Origin of the sequence: Salmonella sp. GDC200615 (genome assembly GCF_050574145.1) — a bacterium.
GTDB lineage: Bacteria > Pseudomonadota > Gammaproteobacteria > Enterobacterales > Enterobacteriaceae > Salmonella > Salmonella enterica.
Genome location: NZ_CP192247.1, coordinates 3804163 through 3820657, shown reverse-complemented (window position 1 = coordinate 3820657; position 16495 = coordinate 3804163). Strand labels below are relative to the sequence as shown.

At 54.0% G+C, this 16495-nt stretch carries 20 protein-coding genes and 1 pseudogene; 16 read left to right on the top strand and 5 right to left on the bottom strand.

What is annotated here, in order from left to right; all coding sequences use genetic code 11:
• Nucleotides 1–7 precede the first annotated feature (7 nt).
• The 4 genes from cas5e to cas2e are packed head-to-tail and all read left to right on the top strand — an operon-like array spanning nt 8 to nt 2596.
• Nucleotides 8–754, top strand: a complete 747-nt coding sequence (gene cas5e, locus ACQ29O_RS18550) for a type I-E CRISPR-associated protein Cas5/CasD (RefSeq protein WP_000085115.1) — start codon at nt 8–10, stop codon at nt 752–754.
• Nucleotides 736–1386, top strand: coding sequence for a type I-E CRISPR-associated protein Cas6/Cse3/CasE (gene cas6e, locus ACQ29O_RS18545; RefSeq protein ID WP_000281484.1), 651 nt, complete (start codon nt 736–738; stop codon nt 1384–1386). Before cas5e ends, cas6e begins: the two co-directional genes overlap by 19 nt.
• Nucleotides 1383–2303, top strand: a complete 921-nt coding sequence (gene cas1e / locus ACQ29O_RS18540) for a type I-E CRISPR-associated endonuclease Cas1e (protein ID WP_000144830.1) — start codon at nt 1383–1385, stop codon at nt 2301–2303. The genes cas6e and cas1e overlap by 4 nt, the downstream gene beginning before the upstream one ends.
• The gene (gene cas2e, locus ACQ29O_RS18535) at nt 2303–2596 is read left to right on the top strand and encodes a type I-E CRISPR-associated endoribonuclease Cas2e (protein ID WP_001518648.1); all 294 of its coding nucleotides are present in this window, start codon (nt 2303–2305) and stop codon (nt 2594–2596) included. Before cas1e ends, cas2e begins: the two co-directional genes overlap by 1 nt.
• Nucleotides 2597–2918: 322 nt before the next feature.
• On the opposite strand, the gene ACQ29O_RS18530 is transcribed toward cas2e, so the two are convergent.
• Nucleotides 2919–3965, bottom strand: a complete 1047-nt coding sequence (locus ACQ29O_RS18530; protein ID WP_020937159.1) for an aminopeptidase — start codon at nt 3963–3965, stop codon at nt 2919–2921.
• A gap of 250 nt (nt 3966–4215) precedes the next feature.
• On the opposite strand from ACQ29O_RS18530, the pseudogene cysD reads away from it, so the two are divergent.
• The 10 genes and pseudogenes from cysD to ACQ29O_RS18480 all read left to right on the top strand — a co-directional run bounded on the left by cysD (nt 4216) and on the right by ACQ29O_RS18480 (nt 11656).
• Nucleotides 4216–5123: pseudogene (gene cysD / locus ACQ29O_RS18525) on the top strand (sulfate adenylyltransferase subunit CysD).
• A 9-nt stretch (nt 5124–5132) separates the two neighbouring features.
• Entirely contained in the window at nt 5133–6572 is a 1440-nt protein-coding gene (gene cysN / locus ACQ29O_RS18520; RefSeq protein WP_001092251.1) for a sulfate adenylyltransferase subunit CysN, read from the top strand.
• The gene (gene cysC, locus ACQ29O_RS18515) at nt 6559–7164 is read left to right on the top strand and encodes an adenylyl-sulfate kinase (protein WP_001173665.1); all 606 of its coding nucleotides are present in this window, start codon (nt 6559–6561) and stop codon (nt 7162–7164) included. The genes cysN and cysC overlap by 14 nt, the downstream gene beginning before the upstream one ends.
• Before the next feature lie 50 nt (nt 7165–7214).
• Entirely contained in the window at nt 7215–7538 is a 324-nt protein-coding gene (locus ACQ29O_RS18510; RefSeq protein ID WP_001537530.1) for a DUF3561 family protein, read from the top strand.
• A 190-nt stretch (nt 7539–7728) separates the two neighbouring features.
• A complete protein-coding gene (gene ftsB / locus ACQ29O_RS18505; protein WP_000517480.1) occupies nt 7729–8040 on the top strand; it encodes a cell division protein FtsB in 312 nt (103 codons plus the stop codon).
• An 18-nt stretch (nt 8041–8058) separates the two neighbouring features.
• Nucleotides 8059–8769, top strand: a complete 711-nt coding sequence (gene ispD / locus ACQ29O_RS18500) for a 2-C-methyl-D-erythritol 4-phosphate cytidylyltransferase (RefSeq protein WP_000741653.1) — start codon at nt 8059–8061, stop codon at nt 8767–8769.
• Entirely contained in the window at nt 8769–9248 is a 480-nt protein-coding gene (ispF, locus tag ACQ29O_RS18495; protein ID WP_001219253.1) for a 2-C-methyl-D-erythritol 2,4-cyclodiphosphate synthase, read from the top strand. Before ispD ends, ispF begins: the two co-directional genes overlap by 1 nt.
• Nucleotides 9245–10294, top strand: coding sequence for a tRNA pseudouridine(13) synthase TruD (gene truD, locus ACQ29O_RS18490; protein ID WP_000134251.1), 1050 nt, complete (start codon nt 9245–9247; stop codon nt 10292–10294). Before ispF ends, truD begins: the two co-directional genes overlap by 4 nt.
• Nucleotides 10275–11036: a 5'/3'-nucleotidase SurE gene (gene surE / locus ACQ29O_RS18485; protein WP_001221538.1), complete on the top strand. Its 762-nt coding sequence runs from the start codon at nt 10275–10277 to the stop codon at nt 11034–11036. Before truD ends, surE begins: the two co-directional genes overlap by 20 nt.
• Nucleotides 11030–11656 carry a protein-L-isoaspartate(D-aspartate) O-methyltransferase gene (locus tag ACQ29O_RS18480; RefSeq protein WP_000253545.1) on the top strand — a complete coding sequence of 209 codons (627 nt, stop codon included), beginning with the start codon at nt 11030–11032 and terminating at the stop codon, nt 11654–11656. The genes surE and ACQ29O_RS18480 overlap by 7 nt, the downstream gene beginning before the upstream one ends.
• 138 nt (nt 11657–11794) lie before the next feature.
• Here the strand turns inward: ACQ29O_RS18480 and ACQ29O_RS18475 are convergent, their stop codons facing one another.
• Nucleotides 11795–11953 (bottom strand): peptidase, encoded by a 159-nt coding sequence (locus tag ACQ29O_RS18475; protein ID WP_223151218.1) that lies wholly within the window; start codon nt 11951–11953, stop codon nt 11795–11797.
• Here ACQ29O_RS18475 and nlpD point away from each other — a divergent pair.
• Entirely contained in the window at nt 11883–12965 is a 1083-nt protein-coding gene (nlpD, locus tag ACQ29O_RS18470; protein WP_223149274.1) for a murein hydrolase activator NlpD, read from the top strand. The two genes, ACQ29O_RS18475 and nlpD, sit on opposite strands and share 71 nt — an antisense overlap.
• A 62-nt stretch (nt 12966–13027) precedes the next feature.
• Nucleotides 13028–14020, top strand: coding sequence for an RNA polymerase sigma factor RpoS (gene rpoS, locus ACQ29O_RS18465; RefSeq protein WP_000081498.1), 993 nt, complete (start codon nt 13028–13030; stop codon nt 14018–14020).
• 44 nt (nt 14021–14064) lie between these two features.
• Here rpoS and ACQ29O_RS18460 read toward each other — a convergent pair whose 3' ends face one another.
• Genes ACQ29O_RS18460 through ACQ29O_RS18450 form a run of 3 tightly spaced genes read right to left on the bottom strand, consistent with a single transcriptional unit; the run spans nt 14065 to nt 16332 of the window.
• Nucleotides 14065–14301, bottom strand: coding sequence for a non-oxidative hydroxyarylic acid decarboxylases subunit D (locus tag ACQ29O_RS18460; RefSeq protein WP_000562964.1), 237 nt, complete (start codon nt 14299–14301; stop codon nt 14065–14067).
• A gap of 10 nt (nt 14302–14311) precedes the next feature.
• Entirely contained in the window at nt 14312–15739 is a 1428-nt protein-coding gene (locus tag ACQ29O_RS18455; RefSeq protein WP_000863168.1) for a non-oxidative hydroxyarylic acid decarboxylases subunit C, read from the bottom strand.
• Nucleotides 15739–16332, bottom strand: coding sequence for a non-oxidative hydroxyarylic acid decarboxylases subunit B (locus ACQ29O_RS18450; protein ID WP_001237181.1), 594 nt, complete (start codon nt 16330–16332; stop codon nt 15739–15741). The genes ACQ29O_RS18455 and ACQ29O_RS18450 overlap by 1 nt, the downstream gene beginning before the upstream one ends.
• Nucleotides 16333–16495: the final 163 nt, after the last annotated feature.

The following is a 16495-nucleotide window of genomic DNA, read 5'->3' as shown; positions in this document are numbered from 1 at the left end:
GCGGCTTATGAGCCAATATCTGGTTTTTCAGCTTCATGGGCCGATGGCCTCCTGGGGCGTGGATGCGCCAGGCGAAGTGCGCCACAGCCATGAACTTCCTTCGCGTTCTGCGCTGTTGGGGTTATTAGCTGCGGCGCTGGGTATTCGCCGCGATGAAGAGGAACGGCTAAACACCTTTAATCGTCATTACCAATTTTTGCTGTGCGCCAGCGGCAACCCGCGCTGGGCGCGGGATTATCACACGGTGCAGATGCCGAAAGAGGTACGTAAGGCGCGTTACTTCAGCCGCCGTGAAGAGTTGCAGGATCCTGAGTTACTGAGCGCGCTGATTTCCCGACGCGACTACTACACCGACGCCTGGTGGATGATCGCTGTCAGCGCGACGCCGGACGCGCCTTACACGTTGGCGCAGCTTCAGGCGGCGTTACAACATCCTGTGTTCCCGCTGTATCTGGGGCGCAAAAGTCACCCTCTGGCGTTGCCGCTTGCGCCGCAACTGCTGGAAGGGAATGCGGCGGATGTCCTGCGTGAAGCATATCGTTGGTATCAGGATCAATTCAATGCGCTGAAACTGACTCTCCCCGGATTACAGAATGAATGCTGGTGGGAAGGTGAACACGATGGCTTAACGGCGAACAAAATTTTACGTCGTCGCGACATGCCGTTGAGCCGCCAGCAATGGCTGTTCGGTGAACGTAGCGTGAATCAGGGGCCGTGGCTCCGCAAGGAGGACGCGTGTATCTCTCAAGAATAACGCTGCACACCAGCGAGCTTTCGCCGGCACAGCTCTTGCATCTGGTGGAGCGCGGCGAGTACGTGATGCACCAGTGGTTATGGGATCTCTTTCCCGGTGGCAAGGAACGGCAGTTTCTTTATCGCCGCGAAGAGTTACAGGGCGCGTTTCGCTTTTTTGTTCTCTCACAGGAACAGCCTGCCGCCAGCACGATTTTTGACGTACAGACTCGCCCGTTTGCGCCAATGCTGAGCGCGGGACAGACGCTGCGGTTTAACTTGCGAGCCAATCCGACAATTTGCAAAAACGGTAAGCGTCACGATTTGCTGATGGAGGCGAAACGCCAGCGTAAAACGCAGGGCGATAGCCAGGATATTTGGTCTTATCAGCAGCAGGCGGCATTGGAATGGCTGGCGCGCCAGGGGGAGCAAAATGGCTTTACTCTGCGCGAGGCGAGCGTTGATGCTTACCGGCAGCAGCAGATACGTCGAGAGAAATCCCGGCAGATGATTCAGTTTAGCAGCGTGGACTATACCGGCGTGCTGGTGATTAACGAGCCCGCGCTTTTCCTGCAACGTCTGGCGCAGGGGTACGGTAAAAGCTGGGCGTTTGGCTGCGGAATGATGATGATCAAACCCGGAGACGACGCGTGACGTTCGTACCGCTCAACCCGATCCCGTTAAAAGATCGAACCTCGATGATCTTCCTCCAGTACGGTCAAATTGACGTGCTGGATGGGGCATTCGTGCTGATCGATAAAACGGGAATCCGTACGCATATTCCCGTCGGTTCGGTCGCTTGTATCATGCTGGAACCGGGAACGCGGGTTTCCCATGCGGCAGTGCATTTGGCATCAACGGTCGGCACCCTGTTGGTATGGGTGGGCGAGGCGGGAGTGCGGGTCTATTCCTCCGGACAACCCGGCGGCGCACGAGCCGATAAGTTGCTTTACCAGGCAAAGCTGGCGTTAGATGATGACCTGCGGCTTAAAGTAGTCCGCAAAATGTATGAACTGCGTTTTCGTGAGCCGCCTCCCGCCCGTCGTTCCGTTGAGCAACTGCGCGGTATTGAAGGATCCCGTGTGCGGGCGACCTATGCATTACTGGCGAAGCAGTATGGCGTGAAATGGCATGGTCGTAACTATGATCCGAAAGACTGGGAGAAGGGGGATGTCGTCAACCGATGTATTAGCGCGGCGACATCGTGCCTGTACGGGATTTCAGAAGCGGCTATCCTGGCGGCGGGATATGCGCCGGCTATCGGTTTTATCCATAGCGGTAAGCCGCTTTCTTTTGTTTATGACATTGCCGATATCATCAAATTTGAATCGGTGGTGCCCAAAGCATTTGAGATCGCCGCTCGTCACCCGGCGGAACCTGATAAAGAAGTGCGCCTGGCCTGCCGGGATATTTTTCGCAGTTCGAAGCTGACCGGAAAATTGATCCCGCTGATCGAAGAGGTGCTCGCTGCCGGTGAAATTGAACCACCTCAGCCTGCGCCGGATATGCTGCCGCCAGCAATACCGGAACCTGAATCACTGGGTGATAGCGGCCATCGGGGGCATGGTTGATGAGTATGGTGGTTGTGGTCACGGAAAACGTACCGCCGCGCCTGCGGGGACGTCTTGCCGTCTGGTTACTTGAGGTTCGTGCAGGTGTTTATGTTGGCGATACCTCGAAGCGTATTCGGGAAATGATTTGGCAACAGATCACACAGCTTGGCGGAGTCGGAAACGTAGTAATGGCCTGGGCAACAAATACTGAGTCTGGTTTTGAGTTCCAGACCTGGGGTGAAAACAGACGTATTCCGGTAGATTTGGATGGACTGCGTTTGGTTTCTTTTCTTCCTGTTGAAAATCAATAAGTTGAATGTTCTTTAATGATAAGGAGTTGTTATCTTACCGTTGGTAGTTTGTTATGTAGTAAAAAAGGGCTTTTAGAACAAATATATAGTTTTAGTGTGTTCCCCGCGCCAGCGGGGATAAACCGGGAACTGGTTTAGCTATCGCTGCCGGGGCTATGTGTTCCCCGCGCCAGCGGGGATAAACCGGATTGCTCAGATTGGGAATTTGACCAGCGGCCGTGTTCCCCGCGCCAGCGGGGATAAACCGGTTGGGTTGCATAGATGACACGCTTATAAATAGTGTTCCCCGCGTCAGCGGGGATAAACACGTTTCACCAGCATATCAGGACGTTTTTTCCGCCTTCGCCAGCTCTTTTACCAACGGCAGCATTATCCGTACTACATCGCGGCTACGGCGCTCAATTCGCCCTGGCAGCGCCTTGTCAATATGCTGTTGATTATCAAGCCGTACGTCGTGCCAGCTATTGCCGTTCGGGAAGGAGGCATTTTTCACGCGTTGCTGGTATCCGTCTTTTTTACCCAGATTCCAGTTCGTCGCCTCAACAGAAAGCACCGATATTCCCGCTTTATCGAAAACCTCCGCATCATTACAGCAACCCGTTCCTTTGGGGTAGGATGGATTGCGTCCCGGATTGGTGTTGGCGGCGATACCATAACGGCGCGCAATCGCTAATGCCCGATCGCAGGTCAGTGTACGCACCGCTTCCGGCGTATTTTTCCCGCTATTAAAATAGAGCTTGTCGCCAACAATCAGGTTATCGAGATTAATCACCAGCAGCGTATTTTTCTTCTCAGCGTCACTCATTCGTTTGAGTAAATTTTCCGCGCCTAGCTTTCCCTCTTCTTCCCCGCTGGTGGCGATAAAACGAATCCCGTAATGGGTCGGTATATCTTTCAGACGCGCCGCCAGTTCCAGCATAACGCCTAATCCCGCGGCATTATCATCCATTCCCTGTAACGTTAAACCGCCCAGATTGGCATCGACATCAGCGTCGCTCTGCGGAGCGTACGTATCCAGATGCGCCATAATGATGATCTGTTGCGGAACGCGCCCTTCATGGGCGGCGATGACCGTACTGCCCGTCACGTTATGCCAGTTTTTGCGATTATCCTTCGTGGTATAAATAAATAGGCTATTAAACGTTCGAATATCGCTTTGATATCCCATCTGGGTAAATTGTTGGCGTAAATAATCGGCAGACAACATCTCGGCGGGGGAGTCAGTCATTCTCCCGGGAAAAAAGGTGGCGATATGTCGTGCCTGAGTATTCGCTATTTCACCAGGCCCTGGTGATGCTGCTTGTGCAGGAAGGATAAAGCCTACGCCGAGCGCCAGAATGACGGCAAAGCGGCGCGTTGCGGAAAACATAATGAGTCCTTAAATACAGAACAAAATTTTACGTGGCTAGTATGAAACCGCGATCGTGTTAATACAATTTCATTTGCTCCTAAATGCTGGCAATCCGGTACGTTAAGCATTTTTTGATATTGGTTTTTGGGCCGCGTTATTCCTTTGAGGAACTACTCATTCCAATTCGTCATTTCATTCACTCTCCTGCGCTCCCTATAGTCGTGTAATCGAAATGTTTAGCAAAAAACGGTATTGCAAAGGAACGGTTATGGATCAAAAACGACTCACCCACCTGCGGCAACTGGAGGCGGAAAGTATCCACATTATCCGTGAAGTGGCAGCGGAATTCGCTAATCCGGTCATGCTGTACTCCATTGGTAAAGACTCCAGCGTCATGCTGCATCTGGCGCGTAAGGCGTTTTATCCGGGTACGTTGCCGTTCCCGCTATTGCACGTTGATACCGGTTGGAAATTCCGTGAGATGTACGCCTTTCGCGATCGTACCGCCAACGCATATGGCTGCGAGTTGCTGGTACATAAAAATCCGGAAGGCGTGGCGATGGGCATCAATCCGTTCGTTCACGGTAGCGCTAAACACACCGACATTATGAAAACCGAAGGGTTAAAGCAGGCGCTGAATAAGTACGGTTTTGATGCCGCGTTCGGCGGCGCACGGCGCGATGAGGAAAAATCCCGTGCGAAAGAACGTATTTACTCCTTTCGTGACCGTTTCCATCGCTGGGACCCGAAAAATCAGCGTCCAGAGTTGTGGCGTAACTATAACGGTCAGATTAATAAAGGTGAAAGTATACGCGTCTTCCCGCTCTCCAACTGGACAGAGCAGGATATCTGGCAATACATCTGGCTGGAAAACATCGACATCGTGCCGCTGTATTTGGCTGCTGAACGCCCGGTTCTGGAACGTGACGGCATGTTGATGATGGTGGATGACGATCGTATCGATCTCTAGCCTGGCGAAGTCATCAAAAAAAGATGGTGCGCTTCCGTACACTTGGCTGTTGGCCGCTCACCGGGGCGGTGGAATCCCACGCGCAAACGCTGCCGGAAATTATCGAAGAGATGCTGGTTTCTACCACCAGCGAGCGCCAGGGGAGGATGATTGACCGCGATCAGGCGGGGTCGATGGAGCTTAAAAAACGTCAGGGGTATTTCTAAGGAGCCGCCATGAACACCATACTTGCACAACAAATCGCCAATGAAGGCGGCGTCGAAGCCTGGATGATTGCCCAACAGCACAAAAGCCTGCTGCGTTTTTTAACCTGTGGCAGCGTTGATGACGGTAAAAGTACGCTGATAGGTCGTTTGCTGCACGATACTCTGCAAATTTATGAAGATCAGCTCTCTTCTCTGCATAATGACAGTAAACGTCATGGCACGCAGGGAGAAAAACTCGATCTGGCGCTGCTGGTAGATGGGCTGCAGGCCGAGCGTGAGCAGGGCATTACTATTGACGTCGCGTACCGCTATTTCTCCACGGAAAAACGAAAATTTATTATCGCCGACACGCCGGGCCATGAACAATATACCCGTAATATGGCGACCGGGGCGTCCACCTGCGATCTGGCGATCCTACTGATCGACGCGCGTAAAGGCGTGCTGGATCAGACGCGTCGCCATAGCTTTATCTCCACTCTGTTGGGGATCAAACACCTGGTGGTGGCAATCAACAAAATGGATCTCGTTGACTACTGCGAAGAGACCTTCGCCCGTATTCGCGAAGATTACCTGACCTTTGCTGAACAGTTGCCGGGCGATTTGGACATTCGCTTTGTCCCGCTTTCGGCGCTGGAAGGGGATAATGTCGCCGCGCAGAGCGCGAATATGCGCTGGTACAGCGGTCCGACGCTGCTGGAAGTCCTGGAAACGGTAGACATACAGCGTGCGGTAGACCGTCAGCCGATGCGCTTTCCGGTACAATACGTTAATCGCCCGAATCTTGATTTTCGGGGGTATGCCGGCACTCTGGCGTCTGGTAGCGTCAAAGTCGGAGAGCGCATTAAAGTGCTGCCGTCCGGCGTGGAATCCAGCGTGGCGCGTATCGTCACTTTTGATGGCGATAAAGAAGAAGCCTGTGCGGGCGAAGCCATTACCCTGGTACTCAACGACGACATTGATATTAGCCGCGGCGATCTGCTGCTGGCGGCAAACGAGACGCTGGCACCTGCGCGGCACGCCGCGATCGACGTGGTATGGATGGCGGAACAGCCGCTGGCGCCGGGCCAAAGCTACGACGTTAAACTTGCGGGTAAGAAAACCCGCGCGCGTATCGAGGCTATTCGCTATCAGATTGATATCAACAATCTGACCCAACGAGACGTCGAGAGCCTGCCGTTAAACGGTATTGGTCTGGTGGAGATGACATTCGATGAGCCGCTCGCGCTGGATATTTATCAGCAAAATCCGGTGACGGGCGGGCTGATTTTTATCGACCGACTTTCTAACGTTACCGTGGGCGCTGGCATGGTGCGGGAACTGGACGAACGCGGAGCGACGCCGCCCGTGGAATACAGTGCGTTTGAGCTGGAGCTGAATGCGCTGGTACGCCGTCATTTTCCGCACTGGGACGCCCGAGATTTGCTGGGAGATAAACATGGCGCTGCATGATGAGAACGTGGTCTGGCACTCTCATCCCGTTACTGTCGCCGCCCGTGAACAGCTCCACGGCCACCGTGGCGTGGTGCTGTGGTTTACCGGACTCTCCGGTTCGGGAAAATCAACGGTGGCCGGCGCGCTGGAAGAGGCGTTACATCAGCGTGGCGTCAGTACCTACTTGTTGGATGGCGATAATGTGCGCTACGGTTTGTGCCGTGATTTAGGCTTTAGCGATGCCGATCGCCAGGAGAATATCCGGCGGGTAGGCGAAGTGGCCAGCCTGATGGCGGACGCCGGCCTGATTGTTTTGACGGCATTTATTTCTCCGCACCGCGCCGAGCGGCAACTGGTAAAAGAGCGCGTCGGCCACGATCGTTTTATCGAGATTTATGTCAATACGCCGCTGGCTATCTGTGAACAGCGCGATCCTAAAGGGTTGTATAAAAAAGCGCGTGCGGGCGAGTTGCGTAACTTTACCGGCATCGACGCCATTTACGAAGCGCCTGACTCGCCACAGGTTCATCTTAATGGTGAACAATTAGTAACAAATTTGGTTTCCCAATTATTAGACCTGCTGAGACGGCGCGATATTATCAGATCCTGAGACACCACCGGGCTTGTATGCCCGGTATGGTCAAGGTTACAGGATTTAATATGCGTAATAGCCATAACATTACTTTCACAAGGTCAGACGCCTTCATGGTCGACGATGACGCCACCAGTGCATTTCCGGGGGCGGTGGTCGGCTTTGTGTCATGGCTGCTGGCGTTGGGGATCCCTTTTCTGCTTTATGGCCCTAACACGCTGTTTTTTTTCCTCTATACCTGGCCCTTTTTCCTCGCGTTAATGCCGGTATCGGTGATTATCGGCATTGCGTTGCATCTGCTGGTAAAGGGCAAAATACTTTTTAGCATTATGTTTACTCTACTGGCCGTAGGCGCGCTGTTCGGCGCGTTATTTATATGGCTATTAGGGTAGACGGGTTATCACTGCGCCTCCGGTCATAATTCAAACCGTAACCAACAATGAGATTATGTTCTCCTTACTCGGGTATACGTAACATCCGGCAAATGTGGTACATTTGCCGGCGTTGTCGCGGCAATCCCGTCCTGAATGTGGAGTCACAGAGGACGTTATGGGATGATGATGCCGTTTTTCAGGGGGCAGGATGGGTAAACTAACGCTGCTGTTGCTGGCTTTACTGGTCTGGCTACAGTACTCGCTGTGGTTCGGTAAGAACGGCATACATGACTATAGCCGCGTCAACGATGATGTGGTCGCGCAGCAGGCGACAAACGCCAAACTTAAAGCGCGTAACGATCAGCTTTTTGCCGAAATTGACGATCTCAATGGCGGCCAGGAAGCGATTGAGGAGCGCGCGCGCAACGAACTTAGCATGACCAAACCGGGCGAAACCTTCTATCGTCTGGTGCCTGACGCCTCAAAACGCGCGGCAACGGCGGGGCAAACTCATCGATAAACCATCCAGGGATTTAACATGGCAGCCACTTTATTGGACGTTTGCGCCGTGGTGCCGGCGGCCGGATTTGGCCGCCGAATGCAAACAGAATGTCCTAAGCAGTATCTCTCAATCGGTAATAAAACCATTCTGGAGCACTCAGTTCATGCGCTGCTGGCGCATCCTCGGGTGACACGCGTTGTTATTGCTATCAGCCCTGGAGATCATCGCTTTGCCCAACTTCCGCTGGCGAATCATCCGCAAATCACCGTTGTGGATGGCGGCAACGAACGCGCTGATTCTGTTTTGGCCGGGTTGCAGGCCGTTGCAAAGGCGCAGTGGGTGCTGGTGCACGACGCGGCAAGACCCTGTTTGCATCAGGATGACCTTGCGCGGTTGCTGACCATCAGCGAAAACAGCCGGGTCGGCGGTATCCTCGCCAGTCCGGTGCGCGACACCATGAAACGCGGCGAACCGGGGAAGAACGCTATTGCCCATACCGTAGAGCGCGCCGATTTATGGCACGCGCTCACCCCGCAGTTTTTCCCCCGCGAACTCTTGCACGATTGTCTGACGCGTGCGCTGAATGAAGGCGCGACCATCACCGACGAAGCGTCAGCGCTGGAATATTGTGGTTTTCATCCGGCGCTGGTAGAAGGTCGCGCGGATAACATCAAGGTCACCCGTCCGGAAGATCTGGCGCTGGCGGAATTTTATCTGACCCGAACCATCCACCAGGAGAAAGCATAATGCGAATTGGACACGGTTTTGACGTACACGCGTTTGGCGGAGAAGGGCCGATTATTATTGGCGGCGTGCGTATCTCTTATGAAAAAGGGCTATTGGCGCATTCCGATGGCGATGTGGCGTTACATGCGCTGACCGATGCGCTGCTGGGTGCGGCGGCGCTTGGCGATATCGGCAAGCTCTTCCCGGATACCGATCCGGCATTTAAGGGAGCGGATAGCCGCGAACTACTGCGTGAAGCCTGGCGTCGTATTCAGGCGAAGGGGTACACCCTCGGCAACGTAGATGTCACCATTATTGCGCAGGCGCCGAAAATGCTGCCGCATATTCCGCAAATGCGCGTCTTTATCGCCGAAGATCTCGGCTGCCATATGGATGATGTTAACGTGAAGGCGACGACGACGGAAAAGCTCGGATTTACCGGACGCGGAGAAGGCATTGCCTGCGAAGCGGTCGCGTTGCTGATGAAGGCGGCGAAATGACAGAGTTTGACAATCTCACCTGGCTGCACGGAAAACCACAAGGTAGCGGATTGCTGAAAGCGAATCCGGAAGATTTTGTGGTGGTTGAAGATTTAGGCTTTACGCCAGATGGTGAAGGCGAGCACATTCTGCTGCGTATTTTGAAAAACGGTTGCAATACCCGTTTTGTCGCTGACGCGCTGGCGAAATTCCTGAAAATTCACGCTCGCGAAGTGAGCTTTGACGGGCAAAAAGATAAACACGCCGTTACCGAGCAGTGGCTGTGCGCGCGCGTGCCGGGGAAAGAGATGCCCGATTTCAGCGCCTTTCAGCTGGAAGGTTGTAAAGTGCTGGAATACGCGCGTCACAAGCGTAAGCTGCGTTTAGGCGCGCTGAAAGGCAATGCCTTTACGCTGGTGTTGCGTGAAATAAGCGATCGCCGCGATGTCGAAACACGATTGCAGGCGATTCGCGATGGCGGCGTGCCGAACTATTTCGGCGCACAGCGATTCGGCATTGGCGGCAGCAACTTGCAGGGCGCGCTGCGCTGGGCGCAAAGTAACGCGCCGGTGCGCGATCGCAATAAACGCAGTTTTTGGTTGTCGGCGGCGCGTAGCGCGTTGTTTAATCAAATTGTTCACCAGCGGCTGAAGAAACCAGACTTTAATCAAGTTGTTGACGGCGATGCGCTACAATTAGCGGGGCGTGGAAGCTGGTTCGTCGCGACATCTGAAGAACTGCCTGAATTGCAGCGCCGGGTAGACGAAAAAGAGCTGATGATTACAGCGTCGTTGCCGGGCAGCGGAGAGTGGGGAACACAGCGTGCGGCGCTGGCGTTTGAGCAAGATGCCATTGCCCAGGAAGCGGTGTTGCAATCGCTGTTGCTGCGCGAAAAAGTAGAGGCGTCGCGCAGAGCGATGCTGCTTTATCCGCAACAATTAAGCTGGAACTGGTGGGATGACGTTACCGTCGAGTTACGTTTCTGGCTGCCCGCAGGCAGTTTTGCCACCAGCGTAGTAAGGGAACTGATCAACACAATGGGTGATTATGCGCATATTGCTGAGTAACGATGACGGGGTTCACGCGCCCGGTATACAAACGCTGGCGAAAGCGCTGCGTGAGTTTGCTGATGTACAGGTCGTAGCCCCGGATCGTAACCGCAGCGGCGCGTCTAATTCCCTCACGCTGGAATCTTCGCTTCGTACTTTTACCTTTGATAATGGCGATATCGCCGTACAGATGGGGACGCCGACCGATTGCGTCTATCTGGGCGTTAATGCCTTAATGCGTCCGCGTCCGGATATTGTCGTTTCCGGTATTAACGCGGGTCCGAATCTGGGCGATGATGTGATCTATTCCGGTACTGTCGCCGCGGCGATGGAAGGTCGTCATCTCGGCTTTCCGGCATTAGCGGTCTCCCTTAACGGCTATCAACATTATGATACGGCTGCGGCCGTGACTTGCGCGCTTTTGCGAGGGTTAAGCCGGGAGCCGTTGCGTACCGGGCGTATTCTCAACGTGAATGTCCCGGATCTACCGTTAGCGCAGGTTAAAGGCATCCGCGTGACTCGCTGTGGTAGCCGCCATCCAGCGGATAAAGTAATCCCGCAGGAAGATCCGCGCGGTAATACATTGTACTGGATTGGCCCGCCGGGCGATAAATACGATGCCGGGCCGGATACCGATTTCGCGGCGGTGGATGAAGGCTACGTCTCCGTCACGCCGTTGCATGTGGATTTAACCGCGCACAGCGCGCATGATGTGGTTTCAGACTGGTTAGACAGCGTGGGAGTTGGCACGCAATGGTAAGTGGACGTGTACAGGCTCTTCTTGAACAATTGCGCGCGCAGGGCATCAGAGATGAGCAGGTGCTTAATGCGCTTGCCGCAGTGCCGCGCGAGAAATTTATTGATGAAGCGTTTGAACATAAGGCCTGGGAAAATATCGCTTTGCCGATAGGCCAGGGTCAGACGATTTCGCAGCCCTACATGGTGGCGCGAATGACGGAACTGCTCGAACTGACGCCGCAATCCAGGGTGTTGGAAATTGGCACCGGTTCCGGCTATCAGACGGCGATTCTGGCGCATCTGGTACATCACGTTTGCTCCGTTGAGCGGATTAAGGGGCTGCAATGGCAGGCGCGCCGCCGCCTGAAGCAGCTCGATTTACATAATGTTTCTACCCGTCATGGCGATGGCTGGCAAGGCTGGCAGGCGCGTGCGCCGTTTGACGCTATCATTGTGACGGCCGCGCCACCGGAAATTCCTACCGCGCTCATGGCACAGTTGGATGAAGGCGGCATTCTTGTTCTGCCCGTGGGCGATGAGCAGCAGTTTTTGAAACGCGTGCGTCGCCGGGGCGGCGAATTTATTATCGATACCGTGGAGGCCGTTCGCTTCGTCCCGTTAGTCAAGGGAGAGCTGGCCTAGTTTGCCCTGCAAACACCCACTCTTACGCCTGATGAAGCCGAAACGAATACCTGGAGTTTTCCTGGTTATTCCCGGTGGGTTAAGCGTATCGTGAACACATTCTCCCGTGTTCACTTAATGCGTTGCACGGTTCTTACGTCACTGGTTGTTAACCAAATTTTTTACTGGGGGATAAATGAGCGCGGGAAGCCCAAAATTCACCGTTAGTCGCATTGCGGCACTATCACTGGTTTCACTATGGCTGGCAGGTTGTACCAGTTCGTCAAACCCTCCGGCGCCGGTCACGTCTGTGGACAGTGGGTCGTCATCAAATACCAATTCCGGGATGTTGATCACACCGCCGCCAAAAATGGGCGCGACGACGCAACAAACGCCGCAACAAGCGCCGCAAATTCAACCCGTTCAGCGTCCTGTAACGCAGCCCATGCAAACTCAACCGGTCACGGAACAACCCGTGCAGATGGAAAATGGGCGAATTGTATACAATCGCCAGTATGGGAATATTCCGAAAGGTAGCTATACGGGTGGCAGTACTTACACCGTGAAAAAGGGTGATACGCTTTTTTACATCGCCTGGATTACCGGGAACGATTTCCGCGATCTGGCCCAGAGAAACAGTATTTCTGCCCCGTATAGCCTGAATGTAGGGCAAACTTTGCAAGTTGGTAACGCATCCGGTACGCCAATTACTGGCGGAAATGCGATCACCCAGGCGGATGCAGCACAGCAAGGAGTTGTGACTAGGTCTGCACAAAATTCCACCGTTGCAGTTGCGTCTCAACCAACAATTACGTATTCTGAGGGCTCAGGTGAACAAAGTGCTAACAAAATGTTGCCAAACAACAAGCCTGCTGGGACGGTTGTCACAGCGCCTGTAACGGCACCAACGGTAAGCACGACCGAACCAAATGCAAGCAGTACGTCAACCAGCGCGCCGATTTCCGCATGGCGCTGGCCGACGGATGGCAAAGTGATCGAAAACTTTGGCGCTTCCGAAGGGGGCAATAAAGGGATCGACATTGCAGGCAGTAAGGGACAGGCTATCGTCGCAACCGCTGATGGGCGCGTCGTATATGCCGGTAACGCACTGCGTGGTTACGGTAATCTTATTATCATCAAACATAACGATGATTACCTGAGTGCCTACGCCCATAATGATACGATGCTGGTCCGGGAACAACAGGAAGTTAAGGCGGGGCAAAAAATCGCTACTATGGGTAGCACCGGCACCAGCTCTACACGCTTGCATTTTGAGATTCGTTACAAGGGGAAATCCGTAAACCCGCTGCGTTATTTACCGCAGCGATAAAGCGGCGGAACCAGGCTTTGACTTGCTAGTTCCGTCAAGGGATCACGGGTAGGAGCCACCTTATGAGTCAGAATACGCTGAAAGTTCATGATTTAAATGAAGACGCGGAATTTGATGAGAACGGAGTAGAGGCTTTTGACGAAAAAGCCTTGAGTGAAGAGGAACCCAGTGATAACGACCTGGCTGAAGAAGAGCTGTTATCGCAAGGGGCCACACAGCGTGTGTTGGACGCGACTCAGCTTTACCTTGGTGAGATTGGGTATTCACCACTGTTAACAGCCGAAGAAGAAGTCTATTTTGCGCGTCGCGCACTGCGTGGAGATGTCGCTTCTCGCCGTCGCATGATTGAGAGTAACCTGCGTCTGGTGGTAAAAATTGCCCGCCGTTATGGCAATCGTGGACTGGCGTTGCTGGACCTGATTGAAGAGGGCAATCTGGGGCTTATCCGTGCAGTCGAGAAGTTTGACCCGGAACGCGGGTTCCGCTTCTCAACATACGCAACCTGGTGGATTCGCCAGACAATCGAACGGGCGATTATGAACCAAACCCGTACGATTCGCTTGCCGATTCACATTGTTAAAGAGCTGAACGTATACCTGCGCACCGCACGTGAGTTGTCGCATAAACTGGACCACGAACCGAGTGCGGAAGAAATTGCAGAGCAACTGGATAAACCGGTTGATGACGTCAGCCGTATGCTTCGTCTCAACGAGCGCATTACCTCGGTAGACACCCCGCTGGGCGGTGATTCCGAAAAAGCGTTGCTGGACATCCTGGCCGATGAAAAAGAGAACGGTCCGGAAGACACCACGCAAGATGACGATATGAAACAGAGCATCGTCAAATGGTTGTTCGAACTGAACGCCAAACAGCGTGAAGTGCTGGCGCGCCGTTTCGGTCTGCTGGGATATGAAGCTGCGACACTGGAAGATGTAGGCCGTGAAATCGGTCTTACGCGTGAGCGTGTTCGTCAGATTCAGGTTGAAGGCCTGCGCCGTCTGCGCGAAATTCTGCAGACGCAGGGGCTGAATATCGAAGCGCTGTTCCGCGAGTAAGTACCCTTGTCAAAAAAAGGCCAGTCGACAGACTGGCCTTTTTTTTACCGTTTGTCTTCTGCCAGCAGCGGCGGGATACTCGGCACCATTGGCGCGTCATCAATATCTTTTTGCGTCATGCGAAACGCTTGTGGATAGTGTTCGCGGCTGGTACGGCGTAACGGTTCGGTATCGCGCCAGGTATACAGACAATGCTGACACTGATATACCGTCCAGACTCCTTTTACCGGAGAAGTCGCCATGAGTTCAATATGTGCATCGGCACAGCGTGGACAAATCATCGGTTACTCCTTATTTACGGTTGGCCAGCATGGCGGTCAGCTTTTCAGCCCAGGCTTTAGTTTCCGGTAAATCAACAACCGGCTGGCTATAGTGACCACGGTTATCTGGCGCAACCGGCGTGGTGGCGTCAATGATCAGCTTGTCGGTAATCCCCGCCGGGCTTGAGCCCGGGTCCAGTTCCAGGACGGACATATTCGGTAGCTGTACCAGATCGCCTGCCGGATTCACTTTCGACGACAACGCCCACATCACCTGTGGCAGATTGAATGGATCGACATCTTCATCGACCATGATCACCATCTTCACATATCCCAGACCGTGCGGCGTCGTCATCGCTCGCAGGCCCACCGCACGGGCAAAGCCGCCGTAGCGTTTTTTGGTCGAGATGATGGCCAGCAAGCCGTGGGTGTACATGGCGTTTACCGCCTGCACTTCCGGAAATTCGGCTTTCAGCTGTTGATACAGTGGCACGCAGGTCGCCGGCCCCATCAGGTAGTCGATTTCCGTCCACGGCATCCCCAAATAGAGCGATTCAAAAATGGGTTTGCTGCGGTAAGAGACCTTATCGATACGCACCACGGTCATGTTGCGACCGCCGGAATAGTGGCCGGTAAATTCGCCGAACGGTCCTTCAATTTCACGTTTACGGCTTTCGATGACCCCTTCAAGAATGACTTCAGATCCCCACGGCACATCAAAACCGGTCAGCGGCGCGGTGGCGATAGGATAGGGGCTTTCACGCAGCGCGCCTGCCATTTCATACTCTGACTGATCGTATTTCAGCGGCGTTGCGCCCATCAGGGTAATGATCGGATCGTTACCCAACGTGATCGCAATCGGCAGATCTTCCCCGCGCTCTTCAGCTTTGTGCAGGTGCAATGCGATATCATGCATCGGCACTGGTTGCAGACCCAGCTTACGCTTGCCTTTAACTTCCATGCGGTAGATGCCGACATTCTGCTTGCCGAAGTTATCGGGATCGAGCGGATCGCGTGATACCACACAGGCTTTATCCAGATAGAATCCGCCGTCGCCGTCGTTCAGACGAAACAGCGGCAGGATATCAAACAGGTTGATTGCGTCGCCGTCGACGGTATTTTCCGCCCAGCCCGGATTCGCCCGTCGTTCCGGCGCTACCGGAAAATTGTCCCAGCGGCGAATAAATTCATCGATCTGTTTTTTAACCGGCGTGTTAGGCGGCAAACCCAGTGAGATGGCATGGTTCTGCCAGGAACCGATGGTATTCATCGCCACGCGGGCGTCGGTAAAACCACGAATATTGTCAAACCACAGCGCGGGCGCGCCATCGCCGATGCGTCCCGTTGCGTTGGCAGCGGCGGCGAGATCCGGCTCCGCATTCACTTCCTCGCTGATTTTCAGCAGTTGTCCCTGCTGATCCAGCGCATGTAAAAAACTGCGCAAATCATCAAATGCCATTATCCATTCTCCTGTGAAAAATTTGCTGCCTGTCGCAGTCCTTGCCAGCGGCGCGTGCGCGTATGCTCCAGACCAAACTGGTCGAGAACGCGCGCTACGATGTGCTGGATAATATCGTCAACGGTTTGCGGCAGGTTGTAGAAGGCGGGCATGGGCGGCACTATCGCCACCCCCATACGAGAAAGCGCTAGCATGTTTTCCAGATGAATCGTGCTGAGCGGCATTTCCCGCGGCACAAGCACCAGCTTGCGACCCTCTTTCAACACGACATCGGCAGCGCGTCCCACCAGCCCCTCGGCATAGCCGGCGCGAACCCCCGCCAGTGTTTTCATACTGCAGGGGATAATAATCATGCCGTCGGTACGAAATGAGCCGGAGGAAATGGTCGCCGCCTGATCGGCCGGGCTATGACAATAATCTGCCAGGGCGGCTACCTCAGCGGGCGTGTAGGGCGTCTCTAGTTCAATAGTGGTTTTCGCCCACTTTGACATTACCAGATGCGTTTCAACATCAGGTATCGCCCGCAATGCCTGGAGTAGCTCGACGCCAAGCGGCGCGCCGGTCGCACCGGTCATCCCCACAATCAATCTCATTTCTTACCTCAAATATCGTTCGTATACGAACATTTTGATCAAAATACGCCCACACGGCCTTTGCGACAAGATCGCTCCCGACGCCTGCGCACGTTTAGCTAAAGCATTCGTCATTAAAAAACCGTGCATAAGTCGTTATGATAGAAAAAGTTAATTTATCCGG